General features: G+C 68.5%; 18 protein-coding genes, 1 tRNA gene and 2 pseudogenes. 12 read left to right on the top strand and 9 right to left on the bottom strand.

Annotated elements, in window-relative coordinates; translation table 11 throughout:
• Positions 1–164: 164 nt before the first annotated feature.
• The 6 genes and pseudogenes from AC1PMG_RS14310 to AC1PMG_RS14285 all read left to right on the top strand — a co-directional run bounded on the left by AC1PMG_RS14310 (position 165) and on the right by AC1PMG_RS14285 (position 9,184).
• A complete protein-coding gene (locus AC1PMG_RS14310) occupies positions 165–4,508 on the top strand; it encodes a DEAD/DEAH box helicase (RefSeq protein WP_481109330.1) in 4,344 nt (1,447 codons plus the stop codon).
• A 442-nt stretch (positions 4,509–4,950) separates the two neighbouring features.
• A complete protein-coding gene (locus tag AC1PMG_RS14305) occupies positions 4,951–6,618 on the top strand; it encodes a methyl-accepting chemotaxis protein (protein WP_481109329.1) in 1,668 nt (555 codons plus the stop codon).
• An 83-nt stretch (positions 6,619–6,701) separates the two neighbouring features.
• Positions 6,702–7,184 (top strand): annotated as a pseudogene (locus AC1PMG_RS14300) (CHASE3 domain-containing protein); the annotation flags it as partial.
• 282 nt (positions 7,185–7,466) lie between these two features.
• A pseudogene (locus AC1PMG_RS14295) lies at positions 7,467–8,384 on the top strand (methyl-accepting chemotaxis protein); the annotation flags it as partial.
• Between the two features lie 11 nt (positions 8,385–8,395).
• Entirely contained in the window at positions 8,396–8,917 is a 522-nt protein-coding gene (locus tag AC1PMG_RS14290; RefSeq protein WP_017907720.1) for a chemotaxis protein CheW, read from the top strand.
• 84 nt (positions 8,918–9,001) lie between these two features.
• Positions 9,002–9,184, top strand: a complete 183-nt coding sequence (locus AC1PMG_RS14285) for a hypothetical protein (RefSeq protein WP_150411360.1) — start codon at positions 9,002–9,004, stop codon at positions 9,182–9,184.
• A 292-nt stretch (positions 9,185–9,476) separates the two neighbouring features.
• On the opposite strand, the gene AC1PMG_RS14280 is transcribed toward AC1PMG_RS14285, so the two are convergent.
• The 3 genes from AC1PMG_RS14280 to AC1PMG_RS14270 all read right to left on the bottom strand — a co-directional run bounded on the left by AC1PMG_RS14280 (position 9,477) and on the right by AC1PMG_RS14270 (position 11,259).
• Positions 9,477–9,710 carry a helix-turn-helix transcriptional regulator gene (locus AC1PMG_RS14280; RefSeq protein ID WP_011347765.1) on the bottom strand — a complete coding sequence of 78 codons (234 nt, stop codon included), beginning with the start codon at positions 9,708–9,710 and terminating at the stop codon, positions 9,477–9,479.
• 207 nt (positions 9,711–9,917) lie between these two features.
• A complete protein-coding gene (locus AC1PMG_RS14275) occupies positions 9,918–10,829 on the bottom strand; it encodes a ParB N-terminal domain-containing protein (RefSeq protein WP_369939354.1) in 912 nt (303 codons plus the stop codon).
• Between the two features lie 196 nt (positions 10,830–11,025).
• A complete protein-coding gene (locus AC1PMG_RS14270; protein ID WP_040942302.1) occupies positions 11,026–11,259 on the bottom strand; it encodes a helix-turn-helix domain-containing protein in 234 nt (77 codons plus the stop codon).
• A 159-nt stretch (positions 11,260–11,418) separates the two neighbouring features.
• On the opposite strand from AC1PMG_RS14270, the gene yecR reads away from it, so the two are divergent.
• Entirely contained in the window at positions 11,419–11,763 is a 345-nt protein-coding gene (gene yecR / locus AC1PMG_RS14265) for a YecR family lipoprotein (protein WP_080640090.1), read from the top strand.
• 40 nt (positions 11,764–11,803) lie between these two features.
• Entirely contained in the window at positions 11,804–12,226 is a 423-nt protein-coding gene (locus AC1PMG_RS14260; protein WP_369939353.1) for a hypothetical protein, read from the top strand.
• 65 nt (positions 12,227–12,291) lie between these two features.
• On the opposite strand, the gene AC1PMG_RS14255 is transcribed toward AC1PMG_RS14260, so the two are convergent.
• Both AC1PMG_RS14255 and AC1PMG_RS14250 read right to left on the bottom strand, forming a co-directional pair.
• Entirely contained in the window at positions 12,292–13,521 is a 1,230-nt protein-coding gene (locus AC1PMG_RS14255; protein ID WP_279583837.1) for a tyrosine-type recombinase/integrase, read from the bottom strand.
• A gap of 175 nt (positions 13,522–13,696) precedes the next feature.
• A tRNA-Ala gene (locus AC1PMG_RS14250) sits at positions 13,697–13,772 on the bottom strand.
• A 230-nt stretch (positions 13,773–14,002) separates the two neighbouring features.
• Between AC1PMG_RS14250 and AC1PMG_RS14245 the strand changes: the two genes are divergently transcribed.
• Positions 14,003–14,407 (top strand): H-NS histone family protein, encoded by a 405-nt coding sequence (locus tag AC1PMG_RS14245; RefSeq protein WP_010344215.1) that lies wholly within the window; start codon positions 14,003–14,005, stop codon positions 14,405–14,407.
• Between the two features lie 104 nt (positions 14,408–14,511).
• On the opposite strand, the gene rnd is transcribed toward AC1PMG_RS14245, so the two are convergent.
• On the bottom strand, positions 14,512–15,597 hold the full coding sequence (gene rnd, locus AC1PMG_RS14240) for a ribonuclease D (protein WP_481109328.1): 1,086 nt from the start codon (positions 15,595–15,597) through the stop codon (positions 14,512–14,514).
• 151 nt (positions 15,598–15,748) lie between these two features.
• On the opposite strand from rnd, the gene AC1PMG_RS14235 reads away from it, so the two are divergent.
• The 3 genes from AC1PMG_RS14235 to AC1PMG_RS14225 all read left to right on the top strand — a co-directional run bounded on the left by AC1PMG_RS14235 (position 15,749) and on the right by AC1PMG_RS14225 (position 19,157).
• Positions 15,749–17,614: a formylglycine-generating enzyme family protein gene (locus tag AC1PMG_RS14235; RefSeq protein ID WP_481109327.1), complete on the top strand. Its 1,866-nt coding sequence runs from the start codon at positions 15,749–15,751 to the stop codon at positions 17,612–17,614.
• Between the two features lie 57 nt (positions 17,615–17,671).
• The gene (locus AC1PMG_RS14230; protein WP_481109326.1) at positions 17,672–18,583 is read left to right on the top strand and encodes a M48 family metallopeptidase; all 912 of its coding nucleotides are present in this window, start codon (positions 17,672–17,674) and stop codon (positions 18,581–18,583) included.
• A 115-nt stretch (positions 18,584–18,698) separates the two neighbouring features.
• On the top strand, positions 18,699–19,157 hold the full coding sequence (locus tag AC1PMG_RS14225; RefSeq protein ID WP_481109325.1) for a DUF6491 family protein: 459 nt from the start codon (positions 18,699–18,701) through the stop codon (positions 19,155–19,157).
• A gap of 299 nt (positions 19,158–19,456) precedes the next feature.
• On the opposite strand, the gene AC1PMG_RS14220 is transcribed toward AC1PMG_RS14225, so the two are convergent.
• The 3 genes from AC1PMG_RS14220 to ftsY all read right to left on the bottom strand — a co-directional run bounded on the left by AC1PMG_RS14220 (position 19,457) and on the right by ftsY (position 22,485).
• A complete protein-coding gene (locus AC1PMG_RS14220; protein WP_017912227.1) occupies positions 19,457–19,735 on the bottom strand; it encodes an oxidative damage protection protein in 279 nt (92 codons plus the stop codon).
• A 41-nt stretch (positions 19,736–19,776) separates the two neighbouring features.
• A complete protein-coding gene (gene mutY / locus AC1PMG_RS14215; RefSeq protein WP_481109324.1) occupies positions 19,777–20,838 on the bottom strand; it encodes an A/G-specific adenine glycosylase in 1,062 nt (353 codons plus the stop codon).
• A 282-nt stretch (positions 20,839–21,120) separates the two neighbouring features.
• On the bottom strand, positions 21,121–22,485 hold the full coding sequence (gene ftsY, locus AC1PMG_RS14210) for a signal recognition particle-docking protein FtsY (protein ID WP_481109323.1): 1,365 nt from the start codon (positions 22,483–22,485) through the stop codon (positions 21,121–21,123).
• Positions 22,486–22,813 lie beyond the last annotated feature (328 nt).

Raw genomic sequence — 22,813 nt, 5'->3', positions numbered from 1 at the left:
AACCCCTAAAAACAGGGCTCGCGCGAGGTTGCGCTTGATTGTCTGGATAACGTCACCATTTTCATTGCCGAGAAAATGGCGCGAGACATTCACCTGGACAATCCGCACAGGCGGCATCGTCGGCGCGCCCCACGTTCGTTGCGACGCTGACACCCGGAGATCGCATGTCGTTGGCGCAGGCGCGCTTCCATCCTGCCGTTGCACGCTGGTTCGAGCGGCGTTTCGCGGCGCCCACGCCGGCGCAGGCGGCGGCATGGCCGGCGATCCAGGCCGGACGGCACACGCTGGTCGCCGCGCCGACAGGCTCTGGCAAGACCCTGACGGCATTTTTGGCTGCGCTGGATGCGCTGGTACGCGAAGGCCTGCGTGAAGGCGGCCTGCAGGACCGTACCCAGGTGCTGTACGTGTCGCCACTGAAAGCGCTTTCAAACGACATCCAGCTCAATCTCGAGGCGCCGCTGCAGGGCATTCGCGCCGAACTGGCGGCGCTGGGTTTGCCGGATGTGTCCATTCGCACCGCGGTGCGCACCGGCGACACCCCACAGCGCGAGCGCGCGCAGGCGCGGCGGCGCCCGCCGCATGTGCTGGTGACCACGCCGGAGTCGCTGTACGTGCTGCTCGGATCGGTGTCCGGGCGCGAGACGCTGCGCCATGTGCGCACGGTGATCGTCGACGAGATCCATGCCCTGGCGGCGAACAAGCGCGGCAGCCATCTGGCGCTGTCGCTGCAGCGCCTGCAGCATCTGTGCGAGGTGCCGCCGCTGCGCATCGGCCTGTCGGCCACGCAGAAGCCGATCGAGGCGGTGGCGCGTTTCCTGGTCGGCAGCGCGGCGGTGCACGACGGCGAGGCGGACTGCGCCATCGTCGACATCGGCTACGCGCGCGCCCGCGATCTGGCACTGGAGGTGCCGCCGACGCCGCTCAGCGTGACCATGTCCGCCGACCAGTGGCAGCAGGTGTACGCGCGACTGGCCGAACTGGTGCGCGCGCACCGCACCACCCTGGTGTTCGTCAACACCCGGCGCATGGCCGAGCGCACCGCACGGCACCTGGGCGAACTGCTCGGCACGCAGGCGGTGGCGGCGCATCACGGCAGCCTGGCGCGCGAGACCCGGCTGCTCGCAGAGCGCCGGCTCAAGGCCGGCGAGCTGCAGGTCCTGGTGGCCACCGCCTCGCTGGAACTGGGCCTGGACATCGGCGACGTCGATCTGGTCTGCCAGCTCGGCTCGCCGCGTTCGATCGCCGCGTTCCTGCAGCGCGCCGGCCGCTCCGGGCATGCGGTGGGCGGCACGCCGAAGGCGCGGCTGTTTCCGCAGTCGCGCGACGACCTGGTCGAGTGCGCGGCCTTGCTGGATTGCGTGCGCCGCGGCGAACTGGATGCGCTGCGCATGCTCGATGCGCCGCTGGACGTGCTCGCCCAGCAACTCGTCGCCGAGGTGGCCTGCCAGGAGTGGGAGGAAGACGCGCTGTATGCGCTGGTGCGTGGCGCCTGGCCGTATGCGGCGTTGCCGCGCGCGCAGTTCGACGCGGTGCTGCGCATGCTCAGCGAAGGCTTCAGCACGCGGCTGGGGCCGCGTGCCGGCTACCTGCATCGCGATGCGGTGCATCGCCGCGTGCGCCAGCGCCGCGGTGCGCGGATGGCGGCGCTCACCTCCGGCGGCACCATCCCCGAGACCGGCGACTACAGCGTGGTGCTGGAGCCGCAGGCGCAGACCATCGGCACGGTCAACGAGGATTTCGCGGTGGAGAGCCTGGGCGGCGACGTGTTCCAGCTCGGCAACGCCAGCTACCGCATCCTGCGCGTGGAAGCGGGGCGGGTGCGGGTGGAGGACGCGCGCGGCGCACCGCCCAACATCCCGTTCTGGATCGGCGAGGCGCCCGGGCGCAGCGACGCGCTGTCGCTCGGCGTGTCGCGGCTGCGGGCCGAGGTCGAACAGGCGCTGGAGCAGGGCGGGGCGGCGCAGGCGCTGCAGTGGCTGTGCGGCCCGCTGGCGCTGGACGCCGCCGCCGCGCAGCAGATCGTCGACTACCTGGGCCGCGCGCATGCGGCGCTGGGCGCCTTGCCGACCCAGCAATGCATCGTGCTGGAACGCTTCTTCGACGCCACGGGCGGCACCCAACTGGTGATCCACAGCGTCTACGGCAGCCGCATCAACCGCGCCTGGGGCCTGGCCCTGCGCAAGCGCTTCTGCCGCACCTTCAATTTCGAGCTGCAGGCGGCCGCGACCGAGGACGCGATCGTGCTGTCGCTGTCGACCCGGCACAGCTTCGCCCTGGACGAGGTGGCGCGCTATCTGCGCGCGGCGTCGGCGCTGGACGTGCTGGTGCAGGCGCTGCTGGACGCGCCGCTGTTCGGCGTGCGCTGGCGCTGGAACGCCACCAATGCGCTGGCGCTGCCGCGCTTCACCGGCGGGCGCAAGGTCGCGCCGCAGCTGCAGCGGATGAAGTCCGAGGATCTGCTGGCCACGGTGTTTCCCGACCAAGTGGCCTGCGCGGAGAACCTGGTCGGCGAGCGCGAGATTCCCGAGCACCCGCTGGTGGCGCAGACCCTGCGCGACTGCCTGGACGAGGCGATGGACAGCGATGGCTGGCTGCAGCTATTGCGCGGCATCGAGGCCGGCGAGGTGCGCGTGCTGGCGCGCGAGCTGACCGCGCCCTCGCCGCTGGCGGCCGAGGCGCTGGACGCGCGGCCCTATGCCTTTCTCGACGACGCGCCGCTGGAAGAGCGGCGCACCCAGGCAGTGCACAGTCGCCGCTACCAGGATCCGGAGAGCGCCGACGATCTCGGCCAACTGGACCCGCAGGCGATCGACGCGGTGCGCGAGGAGGCCTGGCCGCAGCCGCGCAGCCGCGACGAGATGCACGAGGCGCTGCTCACGCTCGGGGTGATGAGCGCAGCCGAAGCCGCCGCGCAGCCGCAGTGGCGGCAGTGGTTGGATGAACTGGCCGCCGACGCGCGCGCCACCTGCCTGCACGGCGTCGACGTCGCCGCTGCGGGGTTGTGGGTGACGGCCGAAGCGCAGGCGGCGGTGGCGCCGCTGTACCCGCAGGCCAGCGCGCAGCCGGCCATCGCCAGTCCCGAGGGCTACGCGGTGGCCGATTGGGAGCGCGACAGCGCGTTGCGCGAGTTGCTGCGCTGGCGGCTGGCAGGCCTGGGGCCGGTCACTGCGGCCGCGCTGGCCGCGCCGCTGCACCTGCCGCTGCGCGAGGTGCAGGCCGGTCTGCTGGCGCTGCAGCAGGACGGCTATGTGCTGGCTGGCCGGTTCAGTGCCGACGCCGATGCCGAGGAGTGGTGCGAGCGGCACCTGCTGGCACGCATCCACCGCTACACCCTCGGCCGCCTGCGCCGCGAGATCGAGCCGGTGGCGCCGCGCGACTACGCGCGCTTCCTGTTCCGTTGGCAGCATCTGGACGCACAGGGCCAGGTGGAGGGCGCCGAAGCGCTGGCCGCGGTGCTGGCGCAACTGGAGGGCGTGGAGGCCGCGGCGCCGCTGTGGGAGGCGGAACTGTTGCCGGCGCGGGTGCGCGACTACCGCCCGGCCTGGCTGGACGAGGCCTGCAGCGCCGGACGCACGCTGTGGACGCGGTTGCGCCCCGGCGCGAGCGGCGCCGCGCCGACGCTGCGCAGCACGCCGATCCTGCTGCTGCCGCGGCGCAGCGCCGGGCAGTGGTCGCGACTGTCGCCAGCGCCGGAAGCCGATGCGCTCGGCTCGCGCGCGCGCAAGGTCGCCGACCATCTCGCGGCGCATGGCGCCTCGTTCTTCGACGAAATCGCCGCGGCCACCCCCCTGCTCTCCACCGAACTGGAGGCGGCGCTGGCCGAGCTGGTCGCCGCCGGTCGGGTCCATTGCGACAGCTACGCCGGCCTGCGCGCCTTGCTGGTGCCGGCATCGAAGCGCCCGTCGGCGCTGTCGCGGCGGCGGCCGCGCATGGCGCTGTACGGCGGCATCCAGGATGCCGGGCGTTGGGCGCTGTTGCGGGCGGGCGCCGAGGCCGACGACCCGGCCGCGCACAGCGAGGCGGTCGAGCACGTTGCGCTGACGCTGCTGCGCCGCTACGGCGTGGTCTGCTGGCGCCTGCTCGAGCGCGAGGCGGCATGGCTGCCGCCGTGGCGCGAACTGTTGCGGGTCTACCAGCGCCTGGAGGCGCGTGGCGAGATCCGCGGCGGGCGCTTCATCGATGGCCTGTCCGGCGAACAGTTCGCCCTGCCGGAGGCGATCGGGCTGCTGCGGCAACTGCGCCGCCAGCCTGGCGACGGCACCTGGGTGTGCGTGGCCGCCGCCGATCCGGCCAATCTGCTCGGCAGCGTGCTCCCGGGCACGCGGCTGCCACGCGTGGCGGGCGCACGCGTGCTGTACCGCGACGGCGTGCCGATGGCGAGCTGGGTCGGCGAGCGTTTCGAGGCGCTGCAGGATCTGGATGCCGAGGAGCGCGTGCGCGCGCAGCGGTTGTTGCGCGGAGCCACCGCGGCGGAACGACGCACGGTCGCGGCGCTGCCGATGGTGTGAAGGCGCGGCGCGATGCACGTGCTCGCGCACTGCGAGCGCGGGCATATCGGCGCCGCTTTCACATTCTGTCTACAAATTAAAGGGGTTGGTATCCCACTTCGCCCTCGGTGCAAAACCGGGGTCATCTGCCATTGCAGAAGAACTGCGGCATCCGCGCCGCAGACGCCAAGACCGCTTCTTCACGCGCGTCGAGTGCTGCGCCGCAATGCCCGTTGCGCATTCATGCAACGCTGCCGCAGCGCTCGCGCTATGCGGAATTCCGCAGTTTTCACGCGATTTAAAGGCGCTGTCGATGGCGCCGATAGCCCTCACGCACAGACGTTGCGGCGCAGCGTCCCTCGCTCTCCTCAGAGCGAGTGTGTCCACTCCGCGAGGCGCTGCGGAAGACGGCCGGAGGCGCTGACTGGCGCAACCGGACGCACACAAAGAATCGGGGTACACCATGTTGGGCAATATGAAAATCGGAGTCAGGCTGACGGCGGCGTTCCTGATCGTGGCGGCGATCGGCGCGTGCATCGGCTGGGTCGGCATCCGCAACTCGGGCCGGATCAACGACTACGCCACGGTGCTGTACGAGCGCGAGCTGCTCGGCCTGTCGCACCTGAAAGAGGCCAACATCAATCTGATCAACGCTGGCCGGTCACGCGCCAACCTGCAACTGGCCAGTACGACGGAAGATCGCGCCAAGCACATCGCCAGTCTCGACAAGTACACCGCCAAGGTGGTCGAGCACATGGACAAGGCCAGGACCTCGTTCGACGACCCGGCCACGCTGGCCAAGCTGGCCCGCTTCGACCAGGTGTGGAAGACCTACCTGGAGCGGCGCGGCCAGTTCGTCGACTCGGTGATGCGCGAGCCGCTGCCGCAAGGCAATGCGCAGCTGGCGGACCTGTCGAAGGGCGTGCGCAGCAGCTCCGACGAACTGGATGCGCTGATGTCCGAACTCAGCGAAACCAAGGAAGCCAATGCGGCGCGTGCCAACGACGCCACCGACGCGATCTATGCCAGCAGCACCCGCACCATGCTGGCCATCGTGATCGGCGGCGTGCTGCTCGGCGTGGGCCTGGGGGTGTTCATCAGCCGCAGCGTGACCCGGCCGATCGGCAAGGCGGTCAGCGTGGCCAATGCGCTGTCCGAGGGCGACCTGAGCATGTCGATCGAGGTGCGCGGCCGCGACGAGACCGCGCAGTTGCTGCTGGCGATGCAGCGCATGGTCGAGAAGCTGCAGCAGGTGGTCGGCGAGGTCAACGCCAGTGCGCAGAGCCTGGCCGGCGCGTCGGAAGAAGTCAGCGCCACCGCGCAGTCGCTGAGCCAGGCCTCGACCGAACAGGCCGCCGGCGTGGAAGAGACCAGCGCCTCGCTGGAACAGATGACCGCTTCGATCGCGCAGAACACCGACAACGCCAAGATCACCGACGGCATGGCCGCGCAAGCGGCGCGGGAAACCCTGGAGGGCGGCGAGGCGGTGGTGGCCACGGTCGCAGCGATGAAGCAGATCGCGTACAAGATCGGCATCATCGACGACATCGCCTACCAGACCAACCTGCTGGCGTTGAACGCGGCGATCGAGGCCGCGCGCGCCGGCGAGCACGGCAAGGGCTTCGCGGTGGTGGCGGCGGAAGTACGCAAGCTGGCCGAGCGCAGCCAGGTGGCCGCGCAGGAGATCGGCGAGGTCGCCGGTTCCAGCGTGGAACTGGCGGAGAAGGCCGGTCAGCTGCTGGAGACCATCGTGCCCAGCATCAAGAAGACCTCGGATCTGGTGCAGGAGATCGCCGCGGCCTCGCAGGAACAGTCGTCCGGCGTCACTCAGATCAATGCGGCGGTGGTGCAGCTGAGCCAGATCACCCAGCAGAACGCGACCGCCTCCGAAGAGCTGGCGGCCACCGCCGAATCGATGAGCACGCAGGCCGTGCAGTTGCAGGACAGCATGGCGTTCTTCCAGTTGTCCGCCGGCACGCGCCGCGCCACGCACGCGCTGGACGACGGCGAGGCGGTGACGCCGCTGCGTGCGGCTGGCGCGCGCTGGGCGCCGCGTGCGCCATCCGCCGCCGCGCGCCGTTCCGTTGCAGGCAATCGCGACCGCAGCGAAGCGCTGCTGGGCCGCGCCTGATCCCCATTCCCTGGCGGCGCCTGCCGCGCCGCCAGTTCCGTGTCGCTGTCGTTGTCACAACTGCCCATTGTCGGGAGAGTGCCGTGCTGAAGAATCTCAAAATCGCAACCAAGCTCTACGGTGGCTTCGCCGTGGTCCTGTGCATCCTGCTGGCGCTTGCCGGCGTGGCCTACTTCAACGTGTCCGCGTTGTCGCAGGCCAATTACTGGAACACCCACACCTACAAGGTGATCGCCGAAGTCGATGCCGCGCTCAGCAGCCTGATCAACATCGAGACCGGCACGCGCGGCTTCTCGCTGACCGGCGAGGATGCGTTCCTGCAGCCTTATCGCGACGGCGTCGCCAGCTTCGACAGCCACCTGCGCACGGCGCAGGAGCTGACCGCCGACAACCCCAAGCAGCAGGAGCGCCTGAACGCGCTGAAGCAGACCCAGGCGCAATGGCTCAGCCAGGCGGTGCATCCGCAGATCGCGCTGCGCAAGAACGTCAACGATGGTCAGGCGACGATGGAGGCGCTGACCGCTGCGGTGCGTGCTTCCAAGGGTAAGGCCTACATGGACGCGATGCGCGACCGCATGTCCGAGGTGCGTCGCGCCGAGAGTGAATTGCTCGCTGCGCGCGCCACCGAGGCCGAGCAGTTGCAGCAGCGCACCAACCTGACCCTGATCGTCGGCAGCCTGGTCGCGGCGCTGTGCGCGTCGCTGATCGGCTTCCTGATCGCGCGTTCGCTGATGAGCGAACTCGGCGGCGAGCCGAGCACGGTGATGGAAGTGGCCTCGCGGATCGCGCGCGGCGATCTCACCGTGCAGGTGCCGACCCGCTCCAACGACAGCACCAGTGCGATGGTGGCGCTGCGGGCGATGGTCGAGCGACTGGCCGAGGTGGTGGGCGAGGTCAATGCCAGCGCGCAGTCGCTGGCCGGTTCGTCCGAGGAAGTCAGCGCCACCGCGCAGTCGCTGAGCCAGGCGGCCACCGAGCAGGCCGCCGGCGTGGAGGAGACCAGCGCCTCGCTGGAGCAGATGACCGCCTCGATCTCGCAGAACACCGACAACGCCAAGGTCACCGAGGGCATGTCGGCGCAGGCGGCCAAGGAAGCGGTGGAGGGCGGCGACGCGGTGCTGGCCTCGACCCAGGCGATGAAGCAGATCGCGCAGAAGATCGGCATCATCGACGACATCGCCTACCAGACCAACCTGCTGGCGCTGAACGCGGCGATCGAGGCCGCTCGCGCCGGCGAGCACGGCAAGGGCTTTGCGGTGGTGGCGGCGGAAGTGCGCAAGCTGGCCGAGCGCAGCCAGGTGGCGGCGCAGGAGATCGGCGAGGTCGCCGCCAGCAGCGTGGGCTTGGCCGATCGCGCCGGCAGCCTGCTCGGCACCATCGTGCCCAGCATCAAGAAGACCTCGGATCTGGTGCAGGAGATCGCCTCGGCCTCGCAGGAGCAGTCCTCCGGCGTCACCCAGATCAACCTGGCGGTGTCCCAGCTCAGCCAGGCCACGCAGCAGAACGCGGCGGCCTCCGAGCAACTGGCGGCGACGGCCGAACAGATGAGCACCCAGGCCGAATCGCTGCAGCAGGCGATGGGATTCTTCCGCCTCAGCCGCGAACAGGACCTGGCCGCGCCACGCCGTGCCGCGCCGGTGGCGCCGAGGCCGGCCGCCACCCGGCCGCTGCGCAACGCCGGCAAGGCCCTGCGCCCGCGTGCGCGCCCGGTGCCGGCCTACGCGCTGGCGGATGCGCCGGACGAAGGCCAGTTCGTCAACTTCTGAAGGGGAACACCATGCACAACGATCGCTACGAGAGCGCGGCCGAGCACGCGCCGCAGGGTGGCTGGCAGTTCCTGACCTTCCAACTGGACCGCGAACTGTTCGGGCTCAACATCGCCGGCATCCACGAGATCATCGAGTACCGTCCGCCCACTCCGGTGCCGACCATGCCGGCCTGCGTGCGCGGGGTGATCAACCTGCGCGGCGCGGTGGTGCCGGTGGTGGACCTGCAGTCGCGGCTCGGCCGCGGGCCCAGCGAGGTCACCCGGCGCAGTTGCATCGTCATCGCCAGCGCCGCCACCGACGAGGGCGGTGGCGCGCAGTCCTTCGGCCTGCTGGTGGATGCGGTCAACGAGGTGCTGGAATTGCCGCCGCAGCAGATTGAGGCGCCGCCGGCCTTCGGCAGCGATATCCGCCGCGACCTGCTGCAGGGCATGGGCAAGCTGGAGGATCGGCTGGTGATCCTGCTGGACCGCGCGCGGCTGCTGCGCAGCGACGACATCGCCGAGGCCGGCGCACCGGCGCTTGCGGCGTGACACCAGGTACGCCGTGATCCATGCATCACGGCGGCCTCGCTAGGGTGGCGGCGAACGGGCATCCGCCCCAGCGAGGTGCAGACCATGGCAAAAGACGAGACCACCCAGTCCGGCAAGCAGCAGGGCATCCACGAGGGCCAGCAGGACCGTGCCCAGGACGACACCGCCAAGCAGCGGCCGGGGCTGGAAGACCAGAAGCTGCGCGAGGCGCACGAGCGCGGCCCGCGCTCCGGCCAGGGCGAGGCGGCGCAGGACGGGCACGACTGAGCGATGCGGCGCGAAGGAGCGGAGTGCATCCGCTTCCCGTTCCGCCAGGACCACGGCGAAGGACTGCCTGGCGCGCCAGCGGATGGCGCACCCCGCGCGATCGAGCGCGGCCAGGCCCAGGATCGGCCAACAAAAAAGGCCAGAGAGCCTGCTGGCTGTCTGACCTCGTTTGCACCGTCGAAGACGGCAAGATGGTGGGCGGAAGGCTCCCGAATAATACCTGCAAGTGACTGTAATGCAATAGGTATTTCCGGCGCGGTGAGCGCTGTTACCGCCATAGTTACCGCCAAACTCATGCGGCTAGGCCCTGCGTACCATTGCGTGCGTCTACCGCTGCACTCATCCATGCGGCCACTTCGGTGGAGACCCAAGCGGCAATGTTGCCTCCGGGGAATTGTACGGGCTTCGGGAACTTGCCCGCAGCGGCCCAGGCATAGAGCGTGGACTTGCTGACGCCGACGGTCGCGATAACCTCGGGCAAGCGCATGAAGTGATACGGCAGTGTCGTCTGTGGTTGAGTCGTCATGGCTTCCTTGAAATGAGAAAGGCCCGCTGCATGAGATTGCAGCGAGCCTTTGGGTTGGTGTGGTGCCTGCCGTCGGGCAGCTTTCCCCGGAGGGGGCGGCATGGGGGCGGCTGGGCCTTGGATGGTTTAAGTGACTGCCGCGTAATTTCGCAGCGAAAATCTTGTTTCATCTCCCGCCGGCAGTGCGGTCAAATCAGGCTGGGGCTGTCAGTTGTCCAGATGTGCCGGTTGCGCTGAGACAGCGGGTGTCCTAATTGGGACAGGGCGGCGTGTTGGGCTGAAGGGAGCAAGAAGCTCCACCGATGCGAGTTGATCTGTGGCACTCACCTCGTCGTTCGCCAGCATCTCAAGCGCTCTGGCGCGCACGGCTGGGGATGAGCCATCCACGAGCTTGACTATGTGGCGCGCAACCCTTTCTGCATCCCGGTCTAGCTGCTGCTGGTCCGAGCTAGGCAGGCTTGTTTGCCAAGGGTTCTTTGCTTCGCGTACATGTCGCCACCTCGGCCAACCCGTGCCGGGGTCTATCGCCAGCGTGTGGAACTCTGTAGCGATGACGTGCGGCATATTGGTGAGCATGCTGCTTACCGTACTCTTGCTGATGCCAAATCGAGCGGCGACAGAGCGTAAAGACTCCCCAACACTGGGAAGCTCGATAGCTCCTCGATGCGTTAGATCTGCAAGGTATTGCCAAGCCGCGTCCCGGCGCTGCTCGTTGTGAAGAGCGAGCGATCTGCCAGTGCAGTTCACCAGCTTGGAAACAACCGGGGCCGTCCGCCAATCTAGGGCTAAAACACCAGCCGGAACTTGCTTTCTGCCTGCTTGTTGGTATGCCCTCAGGCGGTGGTGACCATCGACCACATACAAGCCAGTTTCTACCGGCTCGGCGCTACCAATGTCGGCGAGCCAAATCGGATCAAGCTGCTTATCCTCCGCCGCTTCCAGTACCAAGCGAAGCGTAGCAATATGTTGCTCGCTGCTTTCCTCGGCTCGCCCTTTGTCCTTGAACGGTACCAAGCGGGCAACACGTGGTTGCAGAGCGTCGTGGGTTCGTATCTCGCCAATCTTGATCAGGCGAGTTTGGGCTTGTTTGAACTGTTCCATTACCGCGTCGTATTTCATGGTTGTCTCCTAATAGGTGTTCAAAGGAGACGCGCACAGCTTCCTGAGCTTGCTGCTACTGATAGGAGGCAGCTAATACTGGGTGCCAAGGTACGCGCCAACGAAAGATGCGTCCCTTCGCCGTAGGTGTACCAAAATTAGTTTTCCTTAAAAATCAATGACTTATGGATATGGCCTGATTGGCCGATACCTGAAGTTACCGAGCTTTGGTGGGGGATGTTGGCTCTAGCAAGCAGCTCGGATGCACGCCCAGCGCCTCGGCAAGGCGGTAGATGTTCAGTAGCGCGATGTTGCGCTGTCCACGCTCGACGCCGCCCAGGTAGCTACGCGCCAACCCGCTCTCCAAGGCAAGACGTTCCTGGGAGAGTCCCTTGGCCTTACGGACCTCGGCAAGTCGCAGCCCAAACAGGACACGGGGATCGGTTGGCATCGCTTTCTCTGGCATGTGAGAACGATGCGGTGGCAACCTCTATCGGACCACGCCCTATGAGGACACCCTCTATGAGTGACATAGGTGCCTGGCTCTTCTATCATTCCTTGGTGGAGCGCTCGGACAGCTCTGCGACTGCCCTGTACAACTAGGGTCCGAATGCCAAGGGGGTTCACCATGAAATTGAAGTTTTGCGGTGCGGCGGCTGTCGTACTGCTTGTCGGCGCATGTGCCACTCATGCCGACTGGCTGGTAACCAAAGCGAGCCGCGCAGATGGTGTGATTGCGCTTTCGTACGAGCGCAATGAGTTCCAGCGTCCCGACTTGAGCGAACAAGAGGCCGTCCAACTTGCCACTCAGAAGTGCAGGAATTGGGGGTACAAGGGCGCAGAGCCGTTTGGTTCGCAGAGTACCGAATGCCTGTCGCGCCGAGGATTCGGAAACTGCGGATCAAGGCGAGTGACCGTTGAGTTCCAATGCACTGGTTCGCCCAGTCAGCAGTAGCCACCGAAACGATACAGATGCCGTTGCCGCAGGAGGCGCAATGCTTGAGTTCATAGGAACGGTCGCGGTATGCGCAGCGGGTCTTTGGCTTGCGCGGTACCTGTGGAGCTTCTGGCGGTTCCGCCAAAGTATCAATGCCGTGGAGGCACTTGCTTCAGCAGTGAAAGCCAAAGCGGATTTCGTCGCAGCGGAAGCGGGAGCCGATGCCGCAGAGAAAACCTACTTTATTGCAATCTGCCTCAAGAGCCTTGCAGATTCCCTGAGTTACGGCAAGTTGGCGAACCCACTCATTGCGGGGGCTCAGCTTGAGGTGCTGGAAGGCATGATCGGATCGCCTGACGATGTGGCCTTCTACATGGGTAAGTCCGTGGACTCCATTACCGAAATGAGGATGGGGCTTGTGCGTGCTCGCGAGTCGTTCGTCTTACTGCACCGAGCAATGCGTAGCAAGCCAATCGTTTGATGATTCTGGTGGCGTAGGCGAAGGGCGGGGCGCTCGGAAAAGATGCCCCGCCCACGGCTTATAGCTTACCCACGCGTCACTCTGTGCTTGAAGAGAACAACCTTGTTCGCAGGGTCAGCTTTCAATGTGTCGAGGTTGTCCGCCCAAGCCTGCATCATCTTGCGGCGTTCGTCCAAATACTGTGCTTGATTGTAGATGCCGCGCACTCCAGGCATCTTATGGGTTAGGGCGGATTCGATTGCATCGGGGTTCCAGCGGCCCATTTCGTTCAGTAGCGTGCTTGCCATGTGTCGGAAGCCGTGGATGGTGCTTTCGTCTTTCTCGATGCCGCAGCGTCGCGCTGCCACTAAAATGGCATTGCCAGACATGTGCTTGCGAGGGTCGCGCCCACCAGGGAAAACGAACTCGCCGCGTCCGGTAAGGGGGTGTAGGTCGCGCAGAATTTCCACTGCCTGAGTCGAAAGGGCGGCGATATGGGTGCGCTTGGTCTTGGTCACGAAGTAACGCCACTGTCCGGCGTCAAGGTCCAACTCCGCCCACCTCATGCGGACAAGCTCGCCGGGTCTGGCGAACAGCAACGGTGCCAGTCGCAGGGCACTCCTGACCACTGGCCGGCTGGTGCTTATGTCAATCTTCCGCAGCACGGTCGTCGCTTCCTCCGATGTGGTGGCAGCAGCGAACGGCATGGATCGCCAGGGAGTCAGCGCTCCTTTCAATGCACCTGTCGGATCGGCTTCGGCCCGGCCAGTACGCACTGCGTACCGAAAGACTGCGCCGCAGGTCTGCAAGGCTCGATGAGCAGTCTCGATGGCGCCTCGCTGTTCGATCCGCTCCAGGTGCTTCAGCAGTTCCGGGGCGGTGATGGCTGCGATGGGGCTGCTGCCGATCCAGGGAAAGATGTCGCTCTGCAAGCGGCGGATGATCTTGTCCGAGTACTGGGTACTCCAATCCTTCTGCTGCTTGGCGAACCACTCTCGGGCGACGACCTCGAAGCTGTTCGCGGCGGCGGCCTCGCCAGCGGCCTTGACGGCCTTCCGCTGTTCGCCGGGGTCGATCTTGGCCGCAAGTAGGCGGCGCGCTTCCGCCAGTCGCTCTCGCGCGTCCGTGAGGCTCACTTCCGGATAGGTGCCGAACGACAGGGTGTTGCGCTTGCCAGTGACCGGGCGGCGATAGTCGTAGCGCCACCAGCGTGCGCCGTCGGGTCGTAGCAGCAGATACAGGCCGTTGCCGTCGCGCAGCTTCTGAGGCGTGGCGGCGGGTTTCGCTTTACGGATGGCGGTATCGGTGAGAGGCATTGGGCGGCTCCTTGACGGTAACAGGGTAGGGGATGCCCTTGCTACCGCCAAAATTACCGTCAGCTACCGCCGGATTTGCGCGGTCTCGGCTAGACTGCCTCGGAAACAAAAAAGGCCGGAAAGCCTTGTGTCGCAGGGCTTTCTGGCCTCGTTTGCACCGTCTAGGACGGAAAGATGGTGGAGCGGAAGGGGATCGAACCCTCGACCTTCGCATTGCGAACGCGACGCTCTCCCAGCTGAGCTACCGCCCCACATCAGACGCGTAGTGTAACTGGGCACGGGGCCGCGTGCCAAGGGGGCAGTGCAACATCGGCGGCGCCGGGGCAGGGGGCCGCTCGTGCCGGGAAACGTGTTCGCCTTTTGTCTACAGCGCTCGCATGGAGTCGATATACTCGACGGCCGAAATCCCCTGCGGTGATTTCGTTCCGGACGAAATATACCGTCCGCTTCACACTTTTTACTAAAGACAGGTCTTTTACACATGACGGAAGTTCGCAACTTGCAACAGATCGCCGAAGCCAAGGCCAAGCTGCAGGAAGAAATGCGCAAGCTGGAAGAGCAGGAGCGGCAGGCGCGCGAGGGCGAAACCAATGCGGCGCATGCCAACGTGCTGTCGCTGCTGGAGCAGTTCGCCGAGTTCTTCAGCGCCAAGCAGCGCAACGAGATCGCCGCGTACGTGACCAGCGCAGCGCCCAAGCCGGCCAGCAGCAAGTCCGCCGGCGGCCGCAGCGAGGTCAAGCCGAAGTACCAGTTGCCGCACACCGGCGAAACCTGGTCCGGCCGCGGTCGTACGCCGAAGGCATTCGCCGCCTGGGAAGGCACCGCTGCCTACAACGAATGGAAGGCGCGCCATCCGGATCTGAAGTTCCCGCTCTTCAAGTATTGAGCGAACGAAAAAAGGCCAGGAATTCCTGGCCTTTTTTTATACCCGATCGTTGCCCCGATCGCGCTGCGCCGACGGGGCGGCGCGATCGGCCCGGCCGCGCCCGCTCAGCGCGTGGCCGCCAGCAGCGGCTGCAGCCGCGGTTCCAGTTCGCGCCGGCGCCAGCCCGCCAGCGGTGCCGGCCATTGCGCGCTTTCCAGCAGGGCTTCCAGATGCTTGCGCGAGGCCAGCAGGCCGTCGGGCAGGCCGAGTTCGGCGCTGCGTGCGGCCACCGCGTCCTGCAGCCGCTTCAGCGCGGCCTTGTTGTCGTCGCTGGCGGCCAGCGCCTGCGGGGCGTCGGTTTCGTCGGCCAGTGGGGTGGTCAGCGCCTGCCACAGCGCATCGCTGAGCTTGCGCGGCGCCTTGGGGTGTTTGTCGAACAGCGCCAGCATGGCCGGTTGGTCCTGCGGCGGGAAGCGCGCCAGGGTGGCGGCCAGTTCGTTGTCCAGGATCCAGCTGCGCGGTTTGTCGCTGTGCCGGGCCTGCGCGTCGCGCCAGCGCAACAGGCGCAGCAGGCGCAGTTGCGCCGGGCGGTCCATGAACTGCGCCGAGCGCATGCCCAGGTGCGGCCAGCGTTCGCCGTCGTCGTGCTCGACGGTGCCGAGCAGGCGTTCGCCGTCCTCGTGCAGCCAGTCGCCGCGCTCCAGGGTCTGCAACCGCGCCTGCAGGTGGTCGTGCAGCGCGAACAGATGGCGCACGTCGTCGGCGGCGTACTCCAGCTGCGCCGGCGACAGCGGGCGGCGCAGCCAGTCCGAGCGGGTCTCGCCCTTGGCCAGGTGCACGCCGGTGATCTCCAGCACCAGCTTCTGGTAGCCCATGCCGGCGCCGAGCCCGGCCAGACCGGCGGCGATCTGGGTGTCGAACAGCGGCCGCGGCAGGGTGCCGCAGGCGCACTTGAAGGCGACCAGGTCTTCGCTGGCGCTGTGCATGATCTTGAGGATGCCCGGGTCGCTCAGCCACGGCGCCAGTGCCTGCGGCATGCCCGGGATCAGCGGGTCGATCAGCAGGATTTCGTCGCCCACCGCCATCTGCACCAGCGCCAGTTGCGGCCAGTAGGTCCGTTCGCGGACGAATTCGGTGTCCAGGCCGATGCGGGCCGGCCGCTGCGCCAGCCGTTCGCTCAGCTCGGCGGGTTGCTTGATCCAATAAGGCACGTGATTTCCGTTGACTGCAGGGTTTGCTCAGGCAGGCGAGAATAGCCTAACGTCGCTCCGCCGGCCGCACGGCGCGCCGGGTGGGGCGGCGTCGCCAGGACCATGGTTCGGAGGAAAAGTGCGCAGCAGCGGCGTTGTGATGGTCTGGAGCATGCTTGCGGCAGCGCTGGTCGGCTGTGCGCGGCAGCCGTCGGCGCCGGCCGCCGAGACCGCGCCTGCGACCGCCGCTGCCACCGCCACCGCCACCGCTACGGCGCAGTCGGCGCCGGCCAAGCCGGTGCAGGCGCCCAGCGTGACCATCGGCGGCGAGGATGCCGCCGAGACCGTGGCGCGCTGGCAGCCGCTGTTGCCGAGCCTGACGCGCAGCGGCCTGCCGCAGGCGCGGCGCCAGGCGGCGCGCGCGCTCGCCGAGGATCGCCTGTTCGAGGATGCGCAGTCGGCGATTCCGCTGTACCTGGCGATCCGCAGCCTGGCGCCGAACGATCGCGTCGCCCAGGACGGCCTGCGCAAGGCGCGACGGCGGTTGCTGCAGCTCGGTGCGCAGGCGTTGGGCGATCCGGATCCTTCCGAACGCACGCTCGAGCAGGCCGCGCGCATCGCCATGGTGGCGCTGTGGCTGGATGCCGAGGACCCGGCGGTGCGGCGCCTGCAGCAGCGGGTGGAGACCGCGTCGCGAGTGCTGGCCTACAACCGCGCCGGCGAGGACGACCTGCGCGGCGGCCGCCTGGGCGAGGACGGCAACGGTGCCCTGGCCAATTTCCGCGAGGCGTTGCTGCTGGATGCGGACGATGCGCGCGCGCGGCAGGGCGTGGCGGCGGTGGAAAGCGCGCTGATCCGTCGCGCCGAGACGGCCGCGGCGGCCTCGGATTTCGCCGCCGCCGGCAGTTGGCTGGCGCGCGCGGCGCGGGTGCGCGAGGACGCGCCCACGGTGCACGACGCGCGCGAGCGCGTGGAGCAGGTGCGGGTGGCGCGCATCGCCGCCTTGCGCGATGCCGGCCTGCGCGATCTGTCCACCCCGGCCGGATTGAAGTCGGCGCGCGAGCGCCTGGGCGACGTGCTGCGCATCGCCGATCCCGGCGACCCGGTGGCGGCGATGCTGCGCGAACGCATCGACCTGGCCACCCACTACGGCAGCTTCCGCCCCGGCCAGGTGTTCACCGACGGCATGCACGACGGCGGGCGCGGCCCGCAGATGATCGTGGTGCCGCATGGCGGCTTCCGCATGGGCGCGGCCGAGACCGAACCCGGCGCCTCGCCGGCGGAAATGCCGCAGCATTACGTACGCTTCGACCGCGGTTTCGCCATGTCGATCACCGAGGTCACCGTGGCCGAGTTCCGCCGTTTCGTGGAGGCCACCAATGCGCGTCCGCGCGCCACCCGCCGCGGCCATTCAACCGTCTACGACGAACGCAGCGGCAACTTCGTGCGCCGCAACGGCGTGGACTGGCAGTCCGACTACCAGGGCGCGCGGGCGGCGCCGAACAGCCCGGTGATGCACGTCAGCGTGCGCGACGCCGAGGCCTATGCGGCCTGGCTGTCGCAGCAGACCGGGCGGCACTACCGGCTGCCCAGCGAGGCCGAGTTCGAATACGCCCTGCGCGCCGGCGGTCGCGGCCGCTATCCCTGGGGCAACGCCGGCACGCCGCCGCGCGGCAGCGGCAACTTCACCGGCGGCGGCGACGTCTCGCCCAGCGGGCGACACTGGCGCAACGCCTTCGTCGGCTACACCGACGGCTTCTGGGGCCCGGCCCCGGTCGCCAGTTTTTCCGCCAACGCCTGGGGCCTGCACGACATGGCCGGCAACCTCAGCGAGTGGGTCGCCGACTGCTGGCACGCCAGCTATCGCCGCGCGCCGGCCGACGGCGCCGCCTGGTACAACCCGGGCTGCCGCTCGCGGGTGGTGCGCGGCGGCAACTGGGCCAATGCGCCGGAGCAGACCCGCGCGGCCTGGCGGCTGATGCAGGACTCGGACAGCACCAGCGCACGCGTCGGCTTCCGCCTGGTGCGCGGCATTTGACGCCGTCGCGCCGGGACCGGCGCTAGATTGCCTCACCAGTCAGCGAGGGGGAGTGCGATGAACCAAGTCTTCGGCCGCCAGGGCGGCGAACCGGGCGGCGGCCGCCGTGGACCGCTGGGCGGGGTGCGTTGGCTGGTACTGCTGGGCTTTGCCGTGTATGCCGGGTTCTACTGGTTCTCCAACCGCAGCGAGGATCCGTACACCGGCGAGCAGGTGCTGATCGACCGCTCGTTGAATGTGGAGGACGAGAAGGCGCTGGGTCTGCAGGCGTACCAGGAGATCCTGGCGCAGGAACATCCGGTCGATCCGCAGTCGCAGGTGGCGCAGCAGGTGCGTGCGATCGCGCAGCGGCTGATCGCCAAGGTCGATGTGGTCGAGGACGCGCTGGCCGCCGAGCACGGCATGCAGGCCAGGCATTACGCGCGGGGCTTCGACTGGGACGTCAACGTGATCGAGTCCGACCAGGCCAATGCGTTCTGCCTGCCCGGCGGCAAGATGGCGGTCTACACCGGGCTGCTGCCGGTGGCCAGGAACGCCGACGCGATGGCGGTGGTGATGGGCCACGAGATCGCGCATGCGCTGCTGCGGCATGGCGCGCAGCGCATGGCCCAGCAGAAGCTGACCCAGATCGGGCAGATGGCCGGCGCCGCCGGCGGCCTGGATCCGCAACAGCAGCAGATGGCGATGGCGGCGATGGGCTATGGCTACCTGCTGCCGTACGCGCGCAGCCACGAGACCCAGGCCGACGAAGTGGGCCTGATGCTGGCCGCGGCGGCCTGTTTCGACCCGCGCGAGGCGGTGCCGTTGTGGGAACGGATGAGCGCCAGCAGCGGTGGCCAGGCGCCGCCGGAGTTCGCCTCCACCCATCCCAATCCGGGCACCCGCATCCAGAACCTGCAGGCGCTGATGCCCAAGGCGCTGGAGTACCGGCAGCGCTTCTGCGAGTCCGCGCGTGGTGCTTCGCAGTAAGCGCTGCCTTCGTCGCACTCGCTGGCTGCCTTGTCGCTGAACGCCTCGCGCGCATCCACGCTCGCGTGCACGGCGGCGGGCGCATGATGCGCTCCACACCATCAGGAGCACTGCCATGAAACGCCTGCTGCTGTCCTCCCTCGTCGCCACGGCCGTGCTGGCCGGCTGCGCCACCAACCGGCTCAGCGACGACGAGCGTCTGACCCTGTACCGCGCCCACGCCGGTGCGCCGGTGCGCGACTTCCAGTACTTCAACCGTCTCAGCGGCTGGACCGCACTCGGCGACAGCGCGCTGGCGGTGTGGACGCGCCCGAACCAGGCCTATCTGCTGGAATTCGCCGGCACCTGCCAGGATCTGGATTTCGCCCCCAGCATCGCCATCACCCATTTCGGCAGCCAGGTCTCGGCGAAGTTCGACGACGTGCTGGTGCTCGGCGGCGGCCCCGCCGCGATTCGCCTGCCGTGCCGCATCGACAGCATCCGCCCGCTCGACGTCAAGGCGCTGCGCACCTCGGAGAAGGAACTGCGCGAGGCCAAGGTGCAGGAGCGGGCGCAGCAGGCGCCTGGTGGCTGACGTAGTGCCGGGATTCGGGATTCGCGAGGCGGCGCGCGCGGTGGTTCGGCTAGTGTGATGTCGCACCGTCGATTGCTGGTGCAGCCTGTCGCGTTTGGTGCGGCTGCATGCGGTGTGCGGCAAGGCCAAATAGCCCCAGGGCGCACGCGTAGGAGCGGCTTCAGCCGCGACGGGTGTTACCGGTAAGGCCCTGTCGCGGCTGAAGCCGCTCCTACGAGGTCGGGTGAGGCGCGACGAACGCAGGCGCTTGGCGGTGCTGAACGTCGGTGTGCGCCTGTGACGCGACGACGCGGTGGTGCTCAGGAGGCCTGGTCGGGTGCCACGTAGCCGTCGGGCTTGTCAGCGCCGCCCTGGAACAGGAACTTTTCCAGTTCCGCTTCCAGGAACGCGCGGTGCTTGGGGTCGCGCGGCGACAGCCGGTTCTCGTTGATCAGCATGGTCTGGTGCGCCAGCCAGGCCTGCCAGCCGGCCTTGCCGATGTGCGCGAACACGCGCTTGCCGAGCTCGCCGGGATACGGCACGTAGTCGAGCCCTTCGGCGTCGCGTTGCTGGTACTGGCAGAAGACGGTGCGGGACATGGCAATTCCTGGCGGTGCGTGCGGCGGCGCGCGCTGGCGCGCTAGAGGCCGTCGAGCAGTTTGCGGATCGGTGCGGGCAGGCCCAGCGTCGACAGGTCGGCGCGCGCCACCCAGCGCAGGTCGCCATTGTCGCCCAGCGCATCGCCCATGGCGACCTTGCGCAGGCGCAGCGGCTGCAGATGCAGGCGGTAATGGCTGAAGGTGTGTACGATCGGCGGCAGCGCTTCGGCGTCGTCGTAGGCGCGCCCGCGCATCCAGCGCGCGTACCAGGCGCGCAGTTCGCTGTCGGTCTCGGCCTGCGGCAGGGTCCACAGCGAGGCCCAGATGCCGGTCGGCGGACGCCGCTGCAGCAGCAGCTCGCCGGCGGCGTTCTCCAGCAGCAGCGCCAGCGCCTCGCGCTCGGGCAGGGTCTTGCCCGGCTTGGGCGTGGGCAGCGCCTCGACCAGGCCGTCGCGGCGTGCCACGCAGTCGTCCTGCAGCGGGCACAGCACGCAGACCGGGTTGGCGCGGGTGCACAGGGTGGCGCCGAAATCCATCTGCGCCTGGGTGTAGTCGGCCATGCGCCCGTCGGGCACTGCGTCCACATGCGACTGCGCGAGCGTCCACAGCGGCTTTTCCACCGCCGGCAGGCCGGGGTAGCCGGCGATACCGTGGTAGCGGGTCAGCACGCGCTTGACGTTGCCGTCGAGGATCGGGAAAGGGTCGTTCCAGGCCTGGCTGAGGATCGCGCCGGCGGTGCTGCGGCCGATGCCGGGCAGCGCATGCAGGGCTTCGAAATCGCGCGGCAGGTCGCCGCCGTGCACTTCCACGCAGCGCTTGGCGGCGGCATGCAGGTTGCGCGCGCGGGCGTAGTAGCCGAGCCCGGCCCATTGCGCCATTACCGCGTCGTTGTCGGCGGCGGCCAGCGCCGGCAGGGTCGGGAAGTGCTGCAGGAAGCGCAGGAAGTAGGGGATGACCACCGCCACCTGGGTCTGCTGCAGCATGATCTCCGACAGCCACACCCGGTACGGGCTGCGCGGATGCTGCCAGGGCAGGTCGTGGCGTCCGTGGCGGTCGAACCAGGCGAGCAGGCGGGCGGGGAAGGTGTCAGGAGGCTGGCGCATGCTGGCTTCAAAGTTCCTTCTCCCCTCGGGAGAAGGTGCCCCGAAGGGGCGGATGAGGGTACGGCTATTCCTTCTCCCCTCGGGAGAAGGTGGCCCGAAGGGCCGGATGAGGGTACGGGCGAAGCCTGGTGGACTTGATTCCGCGAGACGCTTCGCGCCGCACCCTCACCCCAACCCCCGCTCCGCGCCCCGGCCCGCGCTTGCGGCGCGGGCGCTCCAGGGCACGCGCGCCAGTGGCGCGCAAGCCGTGCCCTGTCGCCCCGGTGGGAGAGGGGCTTTGCGTCAGCCGCCCAATGCCTCTGGCAGCAACGCGTCGACGAAGGCTTCGGCATCGAAGACGCGCAGGTCTTCGGGGCGTTCGCCGATGCCGGCGAAGCGGATCGGGATGCCGAACTCGCGGGCCAGGGCGAACACCACGCCGCCCTTGGCGGTGCCGTCGAGCTTGGTCACCACCAGGCCGGTGACGCCGACCGCGGCGTGGAACTGGCGCAGCTGCGACAGCGCGTTCTGGCCGGTGGTGCCGTCGATGACCATCAACACCTCGTGCGGGGCGCTGGGGTCGAGCTTGCCGAGCACGCGGCGGATCTTGCCCAGTTCGTTCATCAGCCCGGTCTGGGTGTGCAGGCGGCCGGCCGTGTCGGCGATCAACACCTCGGTGCCGCGCGCCTTGCCGGCCTGCAGCGCGTCGAAGGCCACCGAGGCGGCGTCGGCGTTCTGGCCCTGCGCGATCACGCTCACGCCATTGCGCTCGCCCCAGGCCTGCAACTGCGCCACCGCGGCGGCGCGGAAGGTGTCGCCGGCGGCCAGCATCAGGCTGTGGCCCTCGTCCTTGAAGCGCTTGGCCAGCTTGCCGATGGTAGTGGTCTTGCCGACGCCGTTGACGCCGACGGTCAGCACCACGAAAGGCTTGGCGTTGCGGTCGATCTGCAGCGGCTTGGCCACCGGCTGTAGGATCGCCAGCAGGTCGGCGCGCAGCGCCTGCTGCAGCGCCCTGGCATCGGCGAACTCGCGCGCCTTCATGCGCTTGCGCAGGCTCTCGATCAGCGCGGTGGTGGCGGGGATGCCGACGTCGGCGGTGATCAGCGCGGTCTCGATCTCGTCGAGCAGGTCGTCGTCGAGCTTGGGGTTGCGCGAGAACAGGCTGCCGACGCTGCGCGCGAAGCTGCTGTTGCGCAGACGCTCGCGCCAGCCGGGCTTGCCGGCCGGCGCGGCGGGTAGGGCATCACTGCGCACCAGGTCGGCGTCGGTGGCAGGCACGGACACCGCGACGGGCGGCTGGGCGGGGGCGGGCGTCGGCTGCGGCACGCTCGGCGCCGGCGCAGCGGCCGGCGTCGGCACATAGGCCTGCGGCGGGGGCGTGGGCGCTGTGGGCGGTAGCGGCGCGGGTTGCGGCTGCGGGACCGCGACCGGGGCGGGCGCCTGCACGTTGCGTTCGGCGACCGGCGCGGGCGTCGGCTCCGGGGTGGCGGCGGGTGCGGGAGCGGCGGGCGCTGTCTCAGCGACGGGCGGCGCCGACGGCGCAGGCGCAGCGGGTTCGGCGCTTGCCGGCTTGGGGAAGGCGGCGGCCAGTTCCTCGATGCTGTAGCGCTGCGTGCGGCTCTCGCCGGCGTTGTCCTGGGGCTTGTTGCGGCGGAATAGGCTGACCATGGATGACGCGTGGACCGGAAACGAAGAATGCTACCACTTGCGACCTGAGCGGCCGGTGCAGTGGTAGCACGCTGGGGGTGGTTGGCGGGACGGGATTTGTGGTCGTGAACGCGTTTGCGTAGGTAGGCGCGTTTCTTCAGTCGTGATCGGGCGCTCCCGGTGAAGCCAGCCTCTGAGGGCAAGCGCGGATTTGTCATGGTGGTTCGACGCAATGGCTGCGCCGGACCCTCACCCCAACCCCTCTCCCGGGGGGGAGAGGGGCTAAACCGCGGAAGCCTCTCATGCGCGGCTATCGCCTCCGCAGCTCAGCCATCTCAACGCCCGCATT

Source organism: Xanthomonas sp. NCPPB 2250 (assembly GCF_056725265.1).
The sequence above is the reverse complement of the archived record's forward strand: the minus strand, read 5'-3'. Positions and strand labels throughout refer to the sequence as shown.

Coding starts and splice junctions, on each gene's coding strand:
- ftsY (WP_481109323.1), bottom strand. CDS start 22,485: ATGGTCAGCCTATTCCGCCGCAACAAGCCCCAGGACAACGCCGGCGAG.
- yecR (WP_080640090.1), top strand. CDS start 11,419: ATGCCAAGGGGGTTCACCATGAAATTGAAGTTTTGCGGTGCGGCGGCT.
- AC1PMG_RS14235 (WP_481109327.1), top strand. CDS start 15,749: ATGCTTGCGGCAGCGCTGGTCGGCTGTGCGCGGCAGCCGTCGGCGCCG.
- AC1PMG_RS14260 (WP_369939353.1), top strand. CDS start 11,804: ATGCTTGAGTTCATAGGAACGGTCGCGGTATGCGCAGCGGGTCTTTGG.
- AC1PMG_RS14220 (WP_017912227.1), bottom strand. CDS start 19,735: ATGTCCCGCACCGTCTTCTGCCAGTACCAGCAACGCGACGCCGAAGGG.
- AC1PMG_RS14305 (WP_481109329.1), top strand. CDS start 4,951: ATGTTGGGCAATATGAAAATCGGAGTCAGGCTGACGGCGGCGTTCCTG.
- AC1PMG_RS14280 (WP_011347765.1), bottom strand. CDS start 9,710: ATGACGACTCAACCACAGACGACACTGCCGTATCACTTCATGCGCTTG.
- mutY (WP_481109324.1), bottom strand. CDS start 20,838: ATGCGCCAGCCTCCTGACACCTTCCCCGCCCGCCTGCTCGCCTGGTTC.
- AC1PMG_RS14290 (WP_017907720.1), top strand. CDS start 8,396: ATGCACAACGATCGCTACGAGAGCGCGGCCGAGCACGCGCCGCAGGGT.
- AC1PMG_RS14310 (WP_481109330.1), top strand. CDS start 165: ATGTCGTTGGCGCAGGCGCGCTTCCATCCTGCCGTTGCACGCTGGTTC.
- AC1PMG_RS14245 (WP_010344215.1), top strand. CDS start 14,003: ATGACGGAAGTTCGCAACTTGCAACAGATCGCCGAAGCCAAGGCCAAG.
- AC1PMG_RS14255 (WP_279583837.1), bottom strand. CDS start 13,521: ATGCCTCTCACCGATACCGCCATCCGTAAAGCGAAACCCGCCGCCACG.
- AC1PMG_RS14230 (WP_481109326.1), top strand. CDS start 17,672: ATGAACCAAGTCTTCGGCCGCCAGGGCGGCGAACCGGGCGGCGGCCGC.
- AC1PMG_RS14275 (WP_369939354.1), bottom strand. CDS start 10,829: ATGAAATACGACGCGGTAATGGAACAGTTCAAACAAGCCCAAACTCGC.
- AC1PMG_RS14285 (WP_150411360.1), top strand. CDS start 9,002: ATGGCAAAAGACGAGACCACCCAGTCCGGCAAGCAGCAGGGCATCCAC.
- AC1PMG_RS14270 (WP_040942302.1), bottom strand. CDS start 11,259: ATGCCAACCGATCCCCGTGTCCTGTTTGGGCTGCGACTTGCCGAGGTC.
- AC1PMG_RS14225 (WP_481109325.1), top strand. CDS start 18,699: ATGAAACGCCTGCTGCTGTCCTCCCTCGTCGCCACGGCCGTGCTGGCC.